Genomic DNA, 15,392 nt, shown 5'->3' with positions numbered 1-15,392 from the left:
NACGGCACCGCGCCGATGTGGTCCTCGTGCGCGTGGGTGAGGATCAGCGCGTCGATGTCGGCCAGCCGGTCCCGGATGGCGGTGAAGTCCGGCAGGATCAGGTCGATCCCGGGCTGGAAGTCCTCGGGGAACAGCACGCCGCAGTCGACGATGAGCAGCCGGCCGGAGTGCTCGAAGACGGTCATGTTGCGGCCGATCTCGCCGACTCCGCCGAGCGGGATGATGCGCAGGCCGTCCGCGCGCAGCGGCGGGGGCGGGCCGTAGTCGGGGTGCGGGCGGCTCATGAGACCTCACCCGCCGCCACGACCGCGAGCCCGGCCGGCGGACCGGACGGTAGCTGGCGTGCGCCAGCCCCACGCGGGTCGCCGACGTCGAGCGTCGCCTCGGCGAGGTCGGCACGCAGTCGTGCGACCTCGGCGGGGGTGGCATCGACCAGCGGCGGCCGAACCGGACCAGCCGGCAGCCCGGCGAGCCGCAGCGCGGCCTTGGCCAGGATCACCCCCTGGGTTCGGAAGATTCCCTCATACGCGGGCAGCAAGCCCTGATGCAGCGCGATCGCCCGACCCACCTCACCGGCCCCAATGGCCTCGATCATGGCACGGATCGCCGGGGTGGCCACGTGCGAGACGACGCTGACGACCCCACAGGCCCCGATGGACAGAAGCGGCAGGGTAAGCGCGTCCGTGCCGGAGTAATACGCCAGATCCGTCCGCGCCATCACCCAGGAGGAGGCGGCCAGGTCGTCCTTGGCGTCCTTGACCGCGACGATACGCGGGTGTTCGGCCAGCCGCACCAGGGTGTCGGTCGCCACCGGCACCCCCGTCCGGCCGGGAATATCATAGATCATAACGGGCAGGCCGGTCGCGTCGGCGACGGTGGTGAAGTGCAACGTGAGCCCGGCCTGCGGCGGCTTGCTGTAGTAAGGCGCGACGACGAGCAGCCCGTGGGCGCCCGCGGCCTCGGCCGCCCGGGCGAGCTCCACCGTGTGGGCGGTGTCGTTGGTCCCGACGCCGGCGACGACGCGGGCGCGCCCGGCCACGGCCTCGACGACGATCCGCACCAGGCGGGCCTTCTCCGCATCGGTCGTGGTCGGCGACTCCCCGGTGGTGCCGTTGACGACGAGCGCCTCGTTGCCCGCGTCCACCAGGCGGACCGCGAGCTGCGCCGCACCCGCCTCGTCGAGAGCGCCGTCCGCCAGGAACGGCGTGATCATCGCCGTGATCATGCGCCCGAACGGCGCCGGCGGCAACACTGACATACCGGTCACGCTAGAGCGCACCTCCGACATCATCTCTCCGGCCGGCGCGAAACCGCCGAACCTCCGGACAACCCACCCTTGCTGTACCCGTCCTTGTTGCGGCCGGTGCCGTACGGCACCCGGCGCGAACCCATCGTCCGCCCGAGCCGCCACCCCGGCCAGACCGGTGCGGCCCGCGCGGGCCACACCCGCCCGGACCGGACGGCCCCACCACACCGGCGGGCGGACAGGCCGCCTGCCCACGCTCAATCCCCGTCACCCGCACGCACCAAGCCACATCCGCGCAGCCGCACCCACACCCGACACGCCTCGTCCGCACCCATCCGCTTCGCTCGCGCGCACCACACCGCATCCGCGCACCCACCGCATCCGGCACCGACGCGCCGCGGCAGGGTAAGGACCGGCTGCGCCAGACCGAGCCGCCTTCCCGCCGGCCGCCACGCCCGCGGTCGCGATCTCGTCCGGCCTGGCCCGACAGCATGACCGACACCTCGGACACGCGCGCCCGGCCCGGTCCACCCGCTACCGCCACCGACGGCGGTGGCATCCGTCGGGGGCCGCGCGCCGCCGACGATCACCCCAGCCAGGCCCCGCTCGCGGCACCGGCCAGAACCGGGCGGGCCGACGAGAGGCGGGGAACAGGGGCGAGAACGACTAGTGCGTGCGAACGGACCCCCCGGACACCTGGCCGGGCGATCCCAGCCCCGGCACGCTCCCGCGGTCGCCCGCGCCCAGCATGTTGCGGTCCAGCCGGAACCACAGGTCCCGGCGACCCAGGCGCACCAGCGACCGCAGCCCACCGGAACGGAGCGGGCCGAGCGCCACACCCGGACCGTAGTTCTTCGGCATCCGCCACCGTCCCGTTCGCCGCTACAGAGCCTCCAGCGTACCGCCACCGGGCCGGTCGGGGACGGTCACGGCGGCTTGGGCGGGCCGCGCGGGCGGATCCGTCACCGCGGCGGCGGGGGCCGGCGGCGCCGGATCGGGCGGGGCGTGCCAGCCGGTGGCCCGCAGCCCGGCAAGGACCGCCAGCGCCACCAGCAGGGCCAGCAGGGTCGTCTTCGCCGGACCGAGGACCCAGGCGGCCAGGCTGCTGCGCTCCCGGGTGAGCAGCACCGTCGCCGCGAACGAGGAGGGCAGCGTGATCACGGCGACGGCATCCGGGGCCAGCTCGACGGGCAGGGCGGACAGGCCCACCGTGAGCAGCATCAGCACGCCGATCGCGCCGGTGATGCGGGAGACGTCCGCGGAGACGCTGAGCCCCACGACCAGCCGGGACCGCGGCGGCCGGCGCGCGTCGGTGGTGTAGAAGGCATACACCTCCCGGTTGCGCTGGACGTCCTCGATGTAGGTGCGCGGCACCGGGTCGCCGAACAGGTCGATCATCATCGGGGTGTCGAGCTCGATGCTCGTGTCGTCGGTGCCGATGCTGACGTGGTAGCTGCCCGTGCCGCCCGAGTCGACGTCGACCAGCGCCGCGGGGTGGAGAAGCTGGCGCCACGGCGGTCCGGACCGGCCGAGCACCGGACGGCCGCGGACGAGCACGGTGCGCAGCTCCTCGCTCGTCTTGATCAGGAACGGCCGGTAGGGGTCGAGGGTGACGGCGGCGAGCGCCTCCCAGCGCCGCCCGTACTCGGCCACGGTCGTCAGCACCGGTTCGGCCGCCGCCCCGACGCCGACCAGCGCGTCGATCCAGGTGGTGAACCCGGTCAGGTACCGCTCGACGGCGGCCAGGTCGCGCCCGTCGGGGACGTCCGGGTCCCGCCAGAGCTCCCCGACGGCGAGCAGCAGCGTCTCGGCGCTGCTGAGGGGGTCGAACGGCTCGGCGAGGGCGGCGGCCAGCACCCGTTCGGCGTCGACGACCTGGTCCTGCCACCGGCGCAGCCGGGACGCCGGCACGGCGAGCTCGGCCTCGCGCTCCAGGTAGGTGCGGATCGCGTCGAGCCGCAGCGGGCGACCCCGCCCCGGCACCAGCCGTGGGTAGTTGTCGGACAGCCGGCCGGGGCGGAAGCGGGAGATGGCGTCGACCATGCGGCGGGCCGGCTCCTCCAGCGGCACCCCGAGTGGATCGGCGAGCCTGGCGATCAGGTTTCCCTGGAGGGCCACCGACGTGCCGTAGGGCATCAGGTGGGCGTCCGAACCCCCCGGGCCGGTCAGGTCGAAGGCCACCAGGGCCCGCTTGGACAGCGTCGAGACCGGCAGCAGCACCAGGACCTCGGGCGGCAGCCTGCCGACGGTGTTCACCCGGCCGGCCCCCGTCACCGGCACGACCTGGTTGAGCACATCGTCCAGCGGACCCCAGTTGACCGAGCGGGCCAGCCGGCACCGGTTGGCGCTGAGGATCGTGAACTGGTCGACCACCCGCCGGCGCAGTCCCTGGAAGGGCGGCGGCGGGGCGAGCAGGGTCATCGTGACCTCGTCGACGTCGGTGAGGTCGAGGACGGGGGCGTGCTCGGCGTCGTCGCGCCGGCTCCACCGCCGCAGCCGGCCGAACGCGCCGGGCCCGGCCCCGGCCGCACCGGCGGTCCCCGTCACGAATCAGGACATTACCGGTTCATCCGGTATCGCTCACCCAACGCCACCGGCGAGGACGCTCCGGACCCCGCGGGCGATCTCCAGATCCTCGCGGGCGGCGAGGACCAGCGTGCGCACCGCCGCCCCCGGTGCGCCGATCTCGCGGTCGACCGTGCCGTCGGCGGGCGCGGCGTTGCGCGCCGGGTCGACCGCCACCCCCAGGTACCCGAGTCCTGCCGCGGCGCCGGCCCGGACCGCCGCCGAGCCCTCCCCGACCCCGCCGGTGAACACCAGGGCGTCCAGGCCGCCGAGCGCCGCGGTCATCGCGGCGATCTCCGCCCGCAGCCGGTGCAGGTAGACGTCCAGGGCGAGCACGCAGGCCGGGTCGCCACCGGCGGCGCCGGCCTCGACCGCGCGCAGGTCCGCGGTCCCGGCGAGCCCGAGCAGCCCGGCCGAGCGGAACAGACCGTCGGTGAGCTCCGCGGCGCTCACCCCGGCCTCGGTCTGCAGCCACAGCAGAGCACCCGGGTCGACGCTGCCCGAGCGGGTGCCCATCACCAGGCCCTCCAGCGGGGTGAAGCCCATCGTCGTGTCGACGCCGACCCCGTCGAGCACCGCGGCGAGCGAGGCACCCGAGCCCAGGTGGCAGGTCACGATGCGCCGGGCGCCGGTGAGCCGGGCCGCGTGGCGGGAGGCGTGGGCGTGGGAGAGCCCGTGAAAGCCGTAGCGACGGATGCCGTACCGTTCCCGCCACTTCGCCGGCAGGGCGTAGGTCACCGCCGCCGCGGGCAGCCGGCTGTGGAACGCCGTGTCGAAGCAGGCGACCTGGTCGACCTCGGGCAGCGCCGCCCGCACGGCGTCGAGCGCGTCGAGCGCCGCCGGCTGGTGCAGCGGGGCGAGCGCGGTCAGCGCGCGCAGCCGGTCGGCCACCGGCGCGTCGACGAGCACCGGCCGGGTGAACTCGGTGCCGCCGTGCACGATGCGGTGCCCGACCGCGGCCGGCTCGCCGTCCGCGGCGCCGACGAGCTCGCCCAGCGCCGCGGCGAGCTCGGCCGGGTCGGCGCGGCCGGCCGGGGTGTCGAGGTCCCGGGCGGCGAGCAGGGTGTCGTCCGGGCCGACCAGCCGCAGCTTGAGGCTGGCCGATCCGGCGTTGACCACCAGGACGTTCACCGTCGGGCCGATCACCGTCAGTACGGCCAGGTCCAGTCGCGGATCGCCGGGTCGTCCTCGCCGTGGTCACGGGTGTAGGCGCGGGCGGGCAGCGAGCCCGAGGCCTCACCCGAGTCCTCCCGCCGCGCGGCGTCAACGACACTGGTCATCCGCTGCTCCTCCTTCGGCCAGCCGGCGCCGGCGGCCTCAGCCCTCCCCGACCAACGGGCTGGAGGCGACTTCCGTGCCATCGTCCAGGGCGGAGATGCGGAAATCCGCGAAGACGTTGGGCGCCACCGCCTGCAGCTCGCGCAGGATCGTGACGGCGAGACCGCGGATCTCCACGTCGGCGTGCTCGCTGGCGCGCATCGCGATGAAATGCCGCCAGGCCCGGTAGTTCCCGGTGACGACGATGCGGGTCTCGGTCGCGTTCATCAGGACCGAGCGGGCGGCCTGCCGGGCCTGCTTGCGCCGCGAGGTGGGGGCGGCGATGTCGGCGAACCGCTTCTCCAACCCCTCCAGCAGCCGGCCGTACGCCTCCAGGGACGCCGCCGCCGCCTGCTCGAACAGGGCGTGCAGCTCCGGGTCGCCGGCCACGACCTCGGGCTCGACGATCGCCGCGTCGCGCTCGGGGACGTATCGCTGGGACAACTGGCTGTAGGAGAAGTGCCGGTGCCGGACCAGCTCGTGGGTGAGGCTGCGCGAGACGCCGGTGAGGTAGAGCGAGACGCTGCCGTGTTCGAGCACCGACAGGTGCCCCACGTCGAGGATATGGCGCAGGTAGCCGGCGTTGGTCGCGGTCGCCGGGTTGGGCTTGCTCCAGCTCTGGTAACAGGCCCGGCCGGCGAACTCCGCCAGCGCCTGGCCGCCGTCCGCGTCGGTGCTCCACGGCACGTCCGCCGGCGGGAGGAACTCGGTCTTCGCGATCACCTGGACCCGTAGCCGGGCGGTCGCCGGACCAGCGGGCGCCACCGCGGACACCGGCGTCGCCGCGCCGGGTGCCGCCTGGGACGCCGTCCCGGAAGTCGGTTCGGACGCCGGCTCAGACACTGCCACCTCCATCGCCACCGCGGCACCCGGGGCGACCCTTGCCCCGGCGCGGACTGCGACCACGGTAGACGCCTCGGGGCCCCCGGCGTACGCCGGACCTCGCGAACCCACCTCCGGCCACCAGGACCGGTGCGGTCCGCGGACAGGGCCGTCGCAGTCGGCCGCGGCGGGCCGGTCGGCCGATGCGCAATCAGTCGAGCCGGTCAGCAATCAGTCGAGCGGGCCAGCAATCGCCCAACGCGGCCGGTGTCGGCACCCACTTACCCGTCCGGTCACGCGACCGGAGCGCAGGGATTGGGGGTCGGCGCGGGCGTGGTACACCGGTTGTGGACGCCTCGTCAGTCCCCAACGACGAGGAGTCGCAGTACCCGCTCGCGCGACGTGGTCTGGCGCGGTCGGGGGTCTCCGCCCCCGTCAATCCCCGGCCGCCCAGCCACGTCGCGGCGGGCAGCCCTCCCCCGCGATGGCGCGGCGGCCCAACCGCCGCGCGCATCCCGGAACCCGCCGTGTCGAGGTCAGGGCGGGGTCAGGTCGGGGTCAGGTCGAGGTGGGGGTCCAGGCGGCGGGGTCGGCGGCGGCCTGGTCACCNGTCGCCATGTTCTTCACCTCGTGCTCCCGTCCCTCGTCGAAGGGCGGGAACCAGACGAAGCCGATGCCCTTGCGGGCGGCGTAGCGGACCTGCTTGGCCAGCTTGTCCGGCTGGTGGTAGGTCTCGACCTTCAGCCCGCGGGCGCGCAGCGCGGTCGCGGTGGCCAGCGCCGCCGCCCGGCGCTGCGCGGCGGGGATCACCACGAGCACGTCGGCGGGGCTCGCCGGGCCGCTCGGCAGCAGACCCTCGGCGAGGAGCTTGGCGAAGATGCGGGTCAGGCCGATGGAGATGCCGACCCCGGGCAGGTTGCGGCGGATGAACGAGCCGGCGAGGTTCTCGTACCGGCCGCCGGAGCAGATGCTGCCGAAGTCGGGCCAGTCGACGAACTTCGCCTCGTAGACCGTGCCGGTGTAGTAGTCGAGGCCGCGGGCGATCGACAGGTCCGCGACCACGCTGCCCGGGGGCAGGTCGCCCAGGTCCTCGAGGACCTGGGCGAGCTCGTCGAGGCCCTCGGTGAGCAGATCCGACTTCACGCCGAGGCGGCGCACCTCGTCGACGACCCCGGGGCCCGTCGCCCGGATCGCGGCGAGATCGAGACAGGCCCGAACCTGGTCCGCGTCGAGCCCGGCCTGGGCGCCGAGCAGGTTCGCGACGCCGTCGGGGCCGACCTTGTCCATCTTGTCCGCGATCCGGATGACCGCGAGCGGATCGCCGATCCCCAGCCCCTCGTAGAACCCCTGCAGCACCTTGCGGTTGTTGATGTTGATGGTCCAGGGCGGGACACCCAGGGTGCCGAGCACCTCGTGGACGATCCGGGGCAGCTCGGCGTCGAAGTGCAGGGGCACCCGGTCGACGTTGATGACGTCGATGTCGCACTGGGTGAACTCGCGGAAGCGGCCCTCCTGGGGCCGCTCACCGCGCCACACCCGCTGCATCTGGTAACGCTTGAACGGGAAGACGAGCTCGTTGAAGTGCGCGGCCACGTACCGGGCGAACGGCACGGTCAGGTCGAAGTGCAGGCCGAGCCGGGCGCTGTCGTCGTCCGCGTCGGCCTGCAGGCGGCGCAGCGTGTAGACCTCCTGGGAGGTCTCCCCCTTCGCGGTGAGCACGTCCAGCGCCTCGACCGACGGGGTCTCCACCGAGCAGAAACCGTAACGCTCGAAGGCCGCCCGGATCGTGTCGAGCCAGCGCTGCTCGACGATCCGGACCTCGGGCAGCCATTCCGGGAAACCGCTGACGGGCAGGGGGCGGACGATCGGCGCGTCACTCATCGCCGGGAGGTCTCCTCATCGATCTCGAACGGACGGGTACCTGCCGTCCCGGGCGCGGCCGACCGCGACGCCGGGCGGGGCTCACCGATGTCGAACGAGACGACGCATGCGTTGCACCCTACCTCGCGGATCACCCGGACCGTCCCGCCGGGACGGGGCCCCTTCTCCATCGAGCCCCGTGCCGGCGGGCGGCACACCCGCAGCGGTCAGGACCGGCGTCCCACGGGGGCGTCGATCTCCGCGTCGCGCGCGGCCGCGCCGTCCGGGCCGGTCGCGGCGGGCAGTCCGAATCGCGGCCGCTGCTCCGGCACGGGGCTGGGAATGACGCCCGTGGGCCGGCCGGGGGCCAGGTAGACCCAGCCGGCCTGGCGCCAGCGGTCGCCGTCGAGGGCGTGCCGGGCATCGATGATCAGCTTACGACGGACGAGCTGGCCCAACCGGGCCGGGTCGAGCTCGGCGAACTGGCGCCACTCGGTGAGCAGCACGACGGCGTCGGCGTCCGCGGCCACGTCCTCGACGGTCTCGCTGTAGGTGACGCCGGGCAGGGCGCGCCGCGCGTTGGGGGTCGCCACCGGGTCGACGACCGTCACGTCGGCGCCGGTGCGGGCCAGCAGGTCCGCGACCGCGAGCGCCGGCGAGTCGCGCACGTCGTCCGAGTTGGGCTTGAAGGCGGCGCCGAGCACGAGCAGCCGCCGACGCGCCAGCGTGCCGTCGAGCGCCGCGGCGACCAGGTCGACGACCCGATCCCGGCGCCGGTTGTTGATCTCGTCGATCTCGCGCAGGAACCGCAGCGCGACGCCGACGCCAAGCTCATCGGCACGCGCCTGGAAGGCGCGGATGTCCTTGGGCAGGCAGCCGCCGCCGAACCCGACGCCGGGGCGCAGGAAGTTGCCACCGATGCGGACGTCGTGGGACAGCGCCTCGGCCAGGGTGAGCACGTCGGCATCGACGGCCTCGCACACCTCGGCCATCGCGTTGATGAAGGAGATCTTCGTAGCGAGGAAGGAGTTCGCCGCGGTCTTGACGAGCTCGGCGGTCGCGTAGTCGGTCACGATCACCGGCACGCCCTGGGCGATCACCGGGGCGAAGGCCGCCCGCAGCGCCCCCTCGGCGGCGGGCGAGGCGACCCCGAACACGAGCCGGTCGGGATGCAGGGTGTCGGCGACGGCGAAGCCCTCGCGCAGGAACTCCGGGTTCCAGGCGAGCTGCACGCCGGCAAGGTCGGAGACGATGTCGGCATCGGCCCCGGCGTTCGCCGGGGCGAGCCGGGCGAGGGTCCGGGCGATCCCGGCGGCCGTGCCGGCCGGGACGGTGGACTTGCCGACCACCAGACACGGCCTGGTCAGCAGGGGCGCCAACCGCTCGATGGCCGCGTTGAGATGGCTCAGATCCGCCCCGTAGCCGTCGGGGCGCTGCGGCGTGCCGACGCACACGAAGTGCACGTCGCCAAATTCGGCGATCTCCTCGAAGGAGGTCGTGAAGCGAAGCCGGCCGGTCGCGAGGTTTGCCCGCAGCAGGTCGGCGAGATCGGGCTCGAAGAACGGGATCTCGCCCGCGGAGAGCCGCTCGATCTTCGAGTGGTCGACGTCGACGGCAAGCACCTCGAAGCCCAGTTCGGCCATGCAGACCGCGTGCGTGGCGCCGAGGTAGCCGGTTCCGATGACCGTCAGCCGCGGTCGGGGCCCGCTATCCGGCGCCGCCGCGTCCTCATGACTGTCCGACGTGCTCATCAGGCTCCTCTTCATCGTCGTACCCCCCTGGATTGAGGCGCTGGAACTGCCAGGCGTCCCGGCACATGTCCGCGACGCTGCGGCGAGCGGTCCAGCCGAGTGCCTCGCGGGCGAGCGTGGCGTCGGCGACGAGCGCGGCGACGTCCCCGGGCCGTCTGGCCACCACGCGGCAGGGAAGATCTCGGCCGCAGGCGGCGGAGAATGCCGCGTGCAGCTCCCGTACGGACGTCCCGGCGCCGGTCCCCAGGTTGATGACCCGGTGCCCCGGCTGGTCGGCGAGGTGGTCGAGGGCCAGGCGATGGCCCTCGGCGAGGTCGACCACGTGGATGTAGTCGCGCACCCCGGTGCCGTCGGGGGTGGGGTAGTCGTCGCCGAAGATGGACAGCTCGGCGCGGCGGCCCACCGCCACCTGGGCGAGGTAGGGCATGACGTTGTTCGGCACCCCACGGGGATCCTCGCCGAGCAGGCCCGACTCGTGCGCGCCGGTGGGGTTGAAGTACCGCAGGGAGATGACCTGCCAGGCCGGATCGCGGGCGCAGACGTCGGCGAGGATCTGCTCGCACATCCACTTGGTGCGCGAGTAGGGGTTGGTCGGCCGGGCCGGTGTGTCCTCGGTGATCGGCACCGTGTCGACCGTGNCGTAGATGGAGCAGGACGAGGAGAAGACCAGTCGGTGCACGCCGTGCTCGGCCATGACGCTGACCAGGCCAAGCGTGGCGTTGACATTGGTGTCGTAGTACTCCAGCGGGATCTCGACCGACTCGCCCACCGCCTTGCGGGCAGCAAAGTGGATCACGGCATCGATCGGCCGGCGGCGGAACACCTCGCCGAGAGCCGCCCGGTCGCGCACGTCGAGCCGGACGAACTCGAGGTCCCGGTCGGCGACCTTGCGCAGCCGGTCCAGAACCCGCGGCGAGCTGTTGACGAAGTTGTCCACACCGATGACTCGGTGCCCCGCCGCGAGGAGGTCGACACAGGTGTGCGAGCCGATGAATCCCGCGGCGCCGGTCACCAGGACGGTCCCGGTCCGGTCCGTCGACGTCATACCTCGACCATCCAGTTCCTCTTCGTCAACTCGCTCACCGTCAACTCGGCTCCGCAACGAACCCGGCTGTTCAGGCAACCCGGCTGTTCGTCACCCCGGACGACCCGGGTTCCCGGCGGACGGCTCGAGGGGCACCACCACGCAGGCGGCTCGGACAACAGGCACAGGAGAACATAACCCCCAGGTCGAACGGTCACCGCCCCCGCTTTTCCCGGTCGACCGGCCGCCGCTGGCCGCGCCGACACACGGGCTCCCGGGCCGGCCGGTTCTCCAGGTGTGCCAGCGCAACGGGGCCAGCCCGCCGCCACCGCGGCGGCACAGTGAACGCGTGGTTTTGGGAGTGTCACACCCGGAAACGCCGCGATCCTGAATCCCCGGTAACTTCATGTACGCACTCCGCGACCGAACAACACCGGTGAATGCGGGGCCGGAAAGCGGCCCCGCACCCGATCCGGTCGCGAGGCGGCCGGTGGCGCCGAGGGAGCGCGCCGTGTGCTCAGGCGACCTGGCGGCTCTCGGTGAGCTGGCCGGCAAACCAGGAGATCGTGCGGGTCAGGCCGTCGTGCAGGCTCGTCTTCGGCTCCCAGCCGAGCCGGGTGCGGGCGATGGTGATGTCCGGCTGCCGGACGGAGGGATCGTCCTCGGGTCGGGGGACGAAGGTGATCGGCGCCGTCGACCCGCACAGGTCGCGCACCAGCTTTGCCGTGTCGAGGATCGACATCTCGTGCGGGTTACCGATGTTGACCGGGCCGGGCAGGTCCGAGTGCAGCAGCCGGACGATCCCGTCGATCAGGTCGTCGACGTAGCAGATGGACCGGGTCTGGGAGCCGTCGCCGGCGACGGTGATGGGCTCCCCGCGCAGCGCCTGGGAGACGAAGGCGGGGATGGCCCGCCCGTCATCCACGCGCATCCGGGGACCGTAGGTGTTGAAGATCCGCACGATCGCCGTGTCGACGCCATGCTTGCGGTGGTAGGCCATCGTCACGGCCTCGGCGAAACGCTTCGCCTCGTCGTAGACGCTGCGCGGGCCGACCGGGTTCACGTTGCCCCAGTAGGTCTCCGGCTGCGGATTGACCTNGGGGTCCCCATAGGACTCCGAGGTGGATGCGAGCAGGAATCGGGCGCGCTTCTCCCGGGCGAGGCCCAGGGCGTGGAATGTGCCGAGCGACCCGACCTTGAGCGTCTCGATCGGCAGCTCATAGTAATCGAGTGGCGATGCCGGAGAGGCGAAGTGCAGCACGACGTCCACCGGGCCGGAAACATAGATGAAATCATTCACGTCCCGGTTGACCAGACGGAAACGGGGATCGACGAGCAGGTGCTCGACGTTGTCCGGCCGGCCGGTGAGGAAGTTGTCGAAGCAGATGACCTCGTAGCCGTCGCCGAGTAGACGCTCACAGAGGTGACTGCCGAGGAAACCGGCGCCGCCGGTCACTATCGCACGCACGTCGAGTGCTCCCGGATCTGAAACATCGAGGACCTTGGAAAGTGGCCACCGACCGCCGGTGGGACGGGCGGCGGCGCGGATGGACCGCATCCCGAGAGCCAGGCAGGAGTGCGGCGCAGCGGGTCGGACGGCGCCGCCTGAGCAGGTGAGACCGGACCTCAGATCACCCGGAATCGAAGGATCACCGTAGCCGCCGGTCCGCCCGAGTGGTCAGCACAGCCACTGCCGGATCGGCCAGGAAAGGCCGTGCGACACCACCACAGCACTACCCCCCAGTAGTCCAGACGACCGGCTACACCGACCTCTGGGGCATGGTACACAGGGCGTCGGCCGGTTAGTCCACCGCCCCTCCCCCAACGTCAGCCTGATACCAGGAAATCCGCGGCCGGGCACTGTACCTGATCACGTCGCGTGGATGGTCAATGCTCCGGCTGAACCGTTCGCATTCGGTGAGCAAACCGCCGCCGTCCGACCGGTGGACGCTGCGGAGCGTCGCAGGCCGAGTCGGCTGGCAATCGCACATCCACTTCCCGGCCGATTCCCGGGCCTGGGCCGGCCCGTCCGATCAGCGGGGGTCGCGCTCGAGGGCGATCGCGTGCCGCATCGCCGCGCGTCCCCGGCGGGTGTCGCCGGCGTCGCCGTAGGAGACCGCGAGCCGGTACCAGCGCCGCCAGTCGCCCGGGTCCGCCTCCACCTCGGCCCGCCGTCGCGCGAACACGGCGTCGGCGGAGGCCCGATCGATGCGCCCCGAAGGCCGGCGAACCAGGACTGGCTCGCCGGCCTCGGTACCGATCTCGCCGGCGATCCCGGGGCCGACTTCGGTGCCGACCGCCAGCAGGCGGGTGAGCCGGCCGCTTTCGCGGCCGAATTGCAGCTCGCGCGCGATGACGACGACCCCGACCACGGGCAGCAGCAGCACCCCGGCGCCGAGCCCGCGGGCGGCCCAGCGATCGTCGCCGAGCAGGACGACACCGCGCCAGCCGATCAGGCCGAGATAGAACAGGCAGGCAGCGACCAGAACGGCGACCGTCGCCCGGGCCCTCACCGGCCAGCTCCGTCGCCCACCGGCGCAAGCCGGAGCCGGGCCCCGGCCAAGGCCGCCACGGCCAGTCGCCCCGCCTGGCGCGTGCAGCAGAACAACGCGACGTGCAGGGGGCGGCCCGGCGGGAGGGGGACTCCGCCGTCGATCTCGTAGCGGGTGTTGGTCACCTTACGGGCCTGCGCGCGGGGATCGTCGGCGGCCGTCGGCGGCTCGTCCGGCCGGCAGACCACCATCATCTCCGTGCAGCCGGCCGGCCAGGTCCATCGCAGCCGTTCATCGACCCACCGTAGCCCGACGGGCGGGGGCAGGGCGTCGGCGGCGTTGACGGCAGGCGCGGCGGAGCCTGCCTCCGGCGACGGCACACCGGTCGGCGGCACCGGGTCTGCGGGTGGCACCGGGTCTGCGGACGGCACCAGGTCTGCGGGTGGTGGGCCGGGCTCGGCCGTCCCGACCGGTGCGGACCAGGCCCCGCCCACGCCCGCGGCAACCTCGTAACGCGGAATGGCACCGTCGGGCGGTGCGCCGCCGTCCTCGAGGCTGCTGCCCGCGGTCACGCCGACCGCCCGGCCGACGCCGTCGGCGGTGAACCGGGTGACCCGGTATCGCACCTCGCCGGCGGTCGTCGACGGTTGCCAGCTCACCAGGACCGAACGGCCGTCCCGCTGAGCCTGTACCGCCCCCGGCGGGGCGGGGCCGGGCCGGCTTCGCGCGAGCAGCGCCGAAGCCTCAGCATGGTCGGTGACCAGGGCGAGGGCCTCGCCGAGCAGGCGGTCGCGGTCGTGCGCACCGGCCGTTTGGGCGCGGGCGACGAGCGCGTCGGCGCCGCTGCAACGAGCCTCGGCCAGGGACAGCAGCTCCCCGGCGAGCTGGTTACCCGGGCCGGGTACGTCAGCGCCGGTCTCGGCGAGCCGCCGGGCCGTGGGAAGCACCGCCCGGTACCGGCCGGCCGCGATCAGCGGGGCGAGCTGCGCCCAGCGGTCGGCCGCTGCCCGGATCGCGGTCTCCACCTCGTCGTCCATCGCCCGGATGGGCGGCAGGGTCTCGCCCGCGAGCTCGCGGGCGGCCGCCACGTGCTCGCCGGCCTCCACCGGACGGCCGGCCCGCAGCGCCGCACGGGCGCGGGAGACCGCCGCGCGCCAGGCGTCCGCACGGGCAGGCGCCGGCCCTCCGGCGGGCGGGGCACCCCCGCGCGGTCCCCGTCCCGCTGCGGCCGTCGGATCGGGGAACGCGTCTGGACCCGACCGGGAGGAGCCCGGACCCGGAGGTCGGGAGGAGCCCGGCGGCGCGGCCGGGGGCAGTGGCGCGGCCGGGGGCGGCAGCGGCGGCACGGTGACCCCCTGCTCCCGAGCGAGGGAGCGGACCACGGCACGCGCGCGGTGCGGGTCGAGGCCGTCCGCCTGCGCCTCGGCGACGAGTTCGGCCGCCTCCGCCGGGAGCAGCGCGTCCTCGACGAGGACCGCCGCCGCCACCCGCGGCCGCAGCCGCTCGCTCGTCGCGGCGGCGAGTGCATCGAGATAGGCGTCCGCGTCCCCCTCGACCAGCAGCGCGCCGACGGCGGCCAACAGGTCGTCGAGAAGCGCGCGGCGGCGGTCCGGCCGACGAGCGCGATTGCGGACCAGCGCCTCGTCACGCAGGTCCCGGATCTGCTCGCGCGAGGTGCCGGGCGGCACGCCGAGCAGGTCGAACAGGCTGCGCGGCGGGCCGGACGCGGTGATCCGGCCCAGCTCGTCGAGATCCGCGCGAATCTGGCGGAGCACCTCGGCGGGAATCGGCTCGGGCCGCGGCTGGTCGGTCGGCCCGGTGGCCGGGCCCGCGGTGACGATCCGATGGCGGCGGGTCCGCAGCGCGAACGCGGACTCGTCGATGCCCTGGGTCGCCGCCCATGCCCGCAGGCCGGCGACCCGGTCGGCCGGGATGCCCCCGAACCGGGCGACGAGGCGGGCGACGGCGGCATCGAGGGCGGCGAACCGCTCGTCGTCCCGGGCGGCGCGGGCGGCGGCGACCCGATCGCGCAGGGCTAGGCGCGAGGTTCGGTCGGCGAGCGCCGCGGACAGCTCGGTGTGCAGGTCGAGCAGACCGATGATCACACCACGGTAGCGGGGATGGTCCCGGCTGCGCTGCCAGAAGGCCCAGACCTCGGCGATGCGGGCACGGATCGCCGCGTCGTCGAGCGTGTCCACCTCCGCCAACGGGATGTCGTAGATCTCGAACGGGTCGCTGTGTTCGGCGCCGCCGCGGCGGTGCACCACGGCGAGCACCCGGCGACGGTAGTCGTCGGATTCGAAAACCCGCATCGT

At 73.7% G+C, this 15,392-nt stretch carries 13 protein-coding genes and 2 pseudogenes; all 15 read right to left on the bottom strand.

Features of this window, described 5'->3' with window-relative positions; translation table 11 throughout:
* Nucleotide 1 precedes the first annotated feature (1 nt).
* Nucleotides 2-284 (bottom strand): MBL fold metallo-hydrolase (locus UK82_RS37760; protein WP_236705933.1); only part of this gene is annotated, 283 nt, incomplete at its 3' end.
* Nucleotides 281-1,288, bottom strand: coding sequence for a 4-hydroxy-tetrahydrodipicolinate synthase (gene dapA, locus UK82_RS14480; RefSeq protein WP_044883862.1), 1,008 nt, complete (start codon nt 1,286-1,288; stop codon nt 281-283). The genes dapA and UK82_RS37760, both read right to left, overlap by 4 nt.
* A 624-nt stretch (nt 1,289-1,912) precedes the next feature.
* Nucleotides 1,913-2,107: a hypothetical protein gene (locus tag UK82_RS14475; protein WP_044883796.1), complete on the bottom strand. Its 195-nt coding sequence runs from the start codon at nt 2,105-2,107 to the stop codon at nt 1,913-1,915.
* Nucleotides 2,108-2,128: 21 nt separating this feature from the next.
* Nucleotides 2,129-3,793, bottom strand: coding sequence for a hypothetical protein (locus tag UK82_RS14470; protein WP_055407684.1), 1,665 nt, complete (start codon nt 3,791-3,793; stop codon nt 2,129-2,131).
* A 33-nt stretch (nt 3,794-3,826) separates the two neighbouring features.
* On the bottom strand, nt 3,827-4,942 hold the full coding sequence (locus UK82_RS14465) for an acetate/propionate family kinase (RefSeq protein WP_055407778.1): 1,116 nt from the start codon (nt 4,940-4,942) through the stop codon (nt 3,827-3,829).
* A gap of 17 nt (nt 4,943-4,959) precedes the next feature.
* Nucleotides 4,960-5,091 (bottom strand): hypothetical protein, encoded by a 132-nt coding sequence (locus UK82_RS41495; protein WP_255354294.1) that lies wholly within the window; start codon nt 5,089-5,091, stop codon nt 4,960-4,962.
* Nucleotides 5,092-5,128: 37 nt separating this feature from the next.
* Entirely contained in the window at nt 5,129-5,983 is an 855-nt protein-coding gene (gene thyX / locus UK82_RS14460; protein WP_396230559.1) for an FAD-dependent thymidylate synthase, read from the bottom strand.
* Nucleotides 5,984-6,560: 577 nt separating this feature from the next.
* A partial coding sequence (gene hisS, locus UK82_RS14455) for a histidine--tRNA ligase (RefSeq protein ID WP_236705932.1) occupies nt 6,561-7,831 on the bottom strand: 1,271 nt, incomplete at its 3' end.
* 206 nt (nt 7,832-8,037) lie between these two features.
* On the bottom strand, nt 8,038-9,561 hold the full coding sequence (locus tag UK82_RS14450) for a UDP-glucose/GDP-mannose dehydrogenase family protein (RefSeq protein ID WP_055407682.1): 1,524 nt from the start codon (nt 9,559-9,561) through the stop codon (nt 8,038-8,040).
* Nucleotides 9,539-10,199, bottom strand: a pseudogene (locus UK82_RS37755) (NAD-dependent epimerase/dehydratase family protein); the annotation flags it as partial. The pseudogene UK82_RS37755 and the gene UK82_RS14450, both read right to left, overlap by 23 nt.
* Before the next feature lies 1 nt (nt 10,200).
* On the bottom strand, nt 10,201-10,606 hold a 406-nt coding region (locus tag UK82_RS37750; RefSeq protein ID WP_236705931.1), incomplete at its 3' end, for an SDR family NAD(P)-dependent oxidoreductase.
* 496 nt (nt 10,607-11,102) lie between these two features.
* Nucleotides 11,103-11,683, bottom strand: a pseudogene (locus tag UK82_RS37745) (NAD-dependent epimerase/dehydratase family protein); the annotation flags it as partial.
* Nucleotide 11,684: 1 nt separating this feature from the next.
* Nucleotides 11,685-12,053 (bottom strand): GDP-mannose 4,6-dehydratase (locus tag UK82_RS37740; protein ID WP_236705930.1); only part of this gene is annotated, 369 nt, incomplete at its 3' end.
* 565 nt (nt 12,054-12,618) lie between these two features.
* Entirely contained in the window at nt 12,619-13,098 is a 480-nt protein-coding gene (locus UK82_RS14435; protein WP_044883802.1) for a hypothetical protein, read from the bottom strand.
* On the bottom strand, nt 13,095-15,389 hold the full coding sequence (locus UK82_RS14430) for a hypothetical protein (RefSeq protein WP_055407776.1): 2,295 nt from the start codon (nt 15,387-15,389) through the stop codon (nt 13,095-13,097). Before UK82_RS14430 ends, UK82_RS14435 begins: the two co-directional genes overlap by 4 nt.
* Nucleotides 15,390-15,392 lie beyond the last annotated feature (3 nt).

Source organism: Frankia sp. ACN1ag (assembly GCF_001414035.1).
GTDB classification, from domain to species: domain Bacteria; phylum Actinomycetota; class Actinomycetes; order Frankiales; family Frankiaceae; genus Frankia; species Frankia torreyi.
Note: the sequence above shows the minus strand (reverse complement) of the source record. Positions and strands in the feature narration are given on the sequence as shown.

What these genes read in the sequence shown, in the direction of transcription:
- UK82_RS14430 (WP_055407776.1), bottom strand. Translation starts at nt 15,389, where the DNA reads ATGCGGGTTTTCGAATCCGACGACTACCGTCGCCGGGTGCTCGCCGTG.
- dapA (WP_044883862.1), bottom strand. Translation starts at nt 1,288, where the DNA reads ATGTCGGAGGTGCGCTCTAGCGTGACCGGTATGTCAGTGTTGCCGCCG.
- thyX (WP_396230559.1), bottom strand. Translation starts at nt 5,983, where the DNA reads ATGGAGGTGGCAGTGTCTGAGCCGGCGTCCGAACCGACTTCCGGGACG.
- UK82_RS14450 (WP_055407682.1), bottom strand. Translation starts at nt 9,561, where the DNA reads ATGAGCACGTCGGACAGTCATGAGGACGCGGCGGCGCCGGATAGCGGG.
- UK82_RS14475 (WP_044883796.1), bottom strand. Translation starts at nt 2,107, where the DNA reads ATGCCGAAGAACTACGGTCCGGGTGTGGCGCTCGGCCCGCTCCGTTCC.
- UK82_RS41495 (WP_255354294.1), bottom strand. Translation starts at nt 5,091, where the DNA reads ATGACCAGTGTCGTTGACGCCGCGCGGCGGGAGGACTCGGGTGAGGCC.